The organism is Rhizobacter sp. P2_H2, from assembly GCF_056403375.1.
Genome location: NZ_JBFUFP010000971.1, coordinates 1 through 2,069, shown reverse-complemented (window position 1 = coordinate 2,069; position 2,069 = coordinate 1). Strand labels below are relative to the sequence as shown.

General features: G+C 63.6%; 2 protein-coding genes. One reads left to right on the top strand and one right to left on the bottom strand.

Annotated elements, in window-relative coordinates:
* A partial coding sequence (locus tag AC1D15_RS28905; protein WP_477828728.1) for an MFS transporter occupies nt 1-439 on the top strand: 439 nt, incomplete at its 5' end.
* Here AC1D15_RS28905 and AC1D15_RS28900 read toward each other — a convergent pair.
* A partial coding sequence (locus AC1D15_RS28900) for a leucine-rich repeat domain-containing protein (RefSeq protein WP_477828727.1) occupies nt 436-2,069 on the bottom strand: 1,634 nt, incomplete at its 5' end. The two genes, AC1D15_RS28905 and AC1D15_RS28900, sit on opposite strands and share 4 nt — an antisense overlap.

The following is a 2,069-nucleotide window of genomic DNA, read 5'->3' as shown; positions in this document are numbered from 1 at the left end:
CTGCGTGGCACTGCTGCTGACGCGGCGGGTGCGGCTCTCGGCGGTGGCCGAGGAGGACCTGACGCCGGCCAACGCGACGGAGAACCCGCTGCGCCCGCCGGTGACCGCGCTGCCGCTGGACCCGCACGACGGGCCGGTGCTGATCGCGGTGGAGTACCGGATCGACCCGGTGCGCGTGGGCGAGTTCCTGCACGTGATGCAGGAGCGGCGCAGCAGCTGCCTGCGCCGCGGCGTGCTGTCGTGGAGCCTGTTCCGCGACACCTCGGACCCGTCGCTCTACGTCGAGCAGTTCGTCAACRAATCATGGGCCGAGCATCTGCGGCACTTCGACCGGATGACGGTGTTCGACCTGGAACTGCGCGAACGGCGGCTGGGCTTCCATGTGGAGCAGTCGCCGCCGAAGGTGACGCGGTATGTGGCGCAGGCGCTGGGGTCCTAGTCTTTTTTCTCGGGCGGGGAGGAGGGGGCGCTGTCCCTGCTCTCCTTCGGGCTCAACAGCTTCGGGATGCGCTCGAAAGCCTTCTTGACGCTGCGCTTGAAGTCTTCTCCTGTTTTCAGAAGGCCGACCTCGAAAGACAAGTGCCGCATGGAGATGTCTCCCGATTTCCCTTTGAGTTGGGGGAAGAACCTGCGGAAAGCCTCCAGCCTTGCATGATCATGCTGGAGCTGCTCGGTAAAGTGGTAGTYGGTCAACAAGAGTTCCTGCTCTTTCCAATTTCCCAGCATGCGCTGCCCTTCACTGTCCATCAGCGCCTTCAGCCGCACAGCATCGGGCCGCGTATCGATCGACGACTGCAACGTGGCTCGCCGAGAATCGCTCATCGACAAGCCCGCCAATGGCGGCCCCATCACGTGGTGTGCAAACTCGATGTCACCGAACGAATGGGGCAGGCTCTTCACGAGGTCCACTTGAAACGCTCGGTGGAATCGCCGGGTCGCTTTCACGGCCGCATTGTTGATGCAGCGCAGCGCGGTGAGCGTGCGCTGGTCCGACACGTGGCCGGCGATGAGCGGGCACAGATCCGCCGCCAATCCACCCAGGGGCAACAAGGCCGCGAGGACGGTCGCGGACCCCTGTCGTGCCAGTTCCGGGCGCAAGAGGGGGGCAGGACTCGTCCGGCGAAGGAAGTTCAGAGTCGGCCTGAGCGGCTTCTCCATTCCGACGTACCTGGGGTCGGTGTCCTTCATTTTTGGATACGCTCTGGGGAAGTTGCCGTTGAAGACCAAATGGATGTCGAGGCATATAGGCCGCGCCTTGCAGATGGCGAACAAGCCCAGGCATGTCCGAGGTTCGTGGAACTCCATGAAAGGTTCGATCCGAACCCGCGTCAGCAATGGGTTGTTGTCGACGACCTTGGCCAAATGCTCGGTGCAGGCCTCCGGGAACACGAGAGTGATGTGTTTGCCGCGATCTCCGACCAACACGAGGGTTGCCAGGGCCGGCGCGGCCAGGCCCGGACGCGTCGGATCGATTGCATCCGGGCGGGCCAGTTCGGCCATCAGCCATTGCGGGCACTCGATCGATGCATCGGTGCAGAAGTGCACTTCGATGAGGGATCGGTTCTGCCGGATGCCTTTGCCGATCGCCTCGGCGGCCTTTTGTGTCACGGCAGGTACGTCGAGTTTGAAGGCAAGCAGGTGCGGACTGTCGCCAATGGCGGGGCCGAGCCCGGTGTCGCAAGGCTCGCCGGACAGGACGGGCTTCGAGATGCTCAGCATGGCCAGCGACGTCATGGAGGGCAGAGCGGCGGCCAGTGCTTTCAGGCCGGAGAACTCGATCGCGCAGCCGTGCAGATTCAGTTCGAAGGGGGGGGCCTCGCGGCGTTGAGACAAGGCAGTGTGCAGCCCGTCGACGCACGCTTCGGTGAAAACGCATCCTTGCGCGAATTCGATCTGATGAACGCTTGGCAGGTCTTTCAGACTCTCGGCAACGATGCTCGCGTTCTCGACGATGCCATGCAGGCGCTTGAGCCGGAATGTCGTCACGACCTCACAAAAGAGATCCTTGTCGCCTCGAGCGAGGCATTGCTGGGCGAACCACAGCGCGCACGCGGGATGCAAGGTCGGCC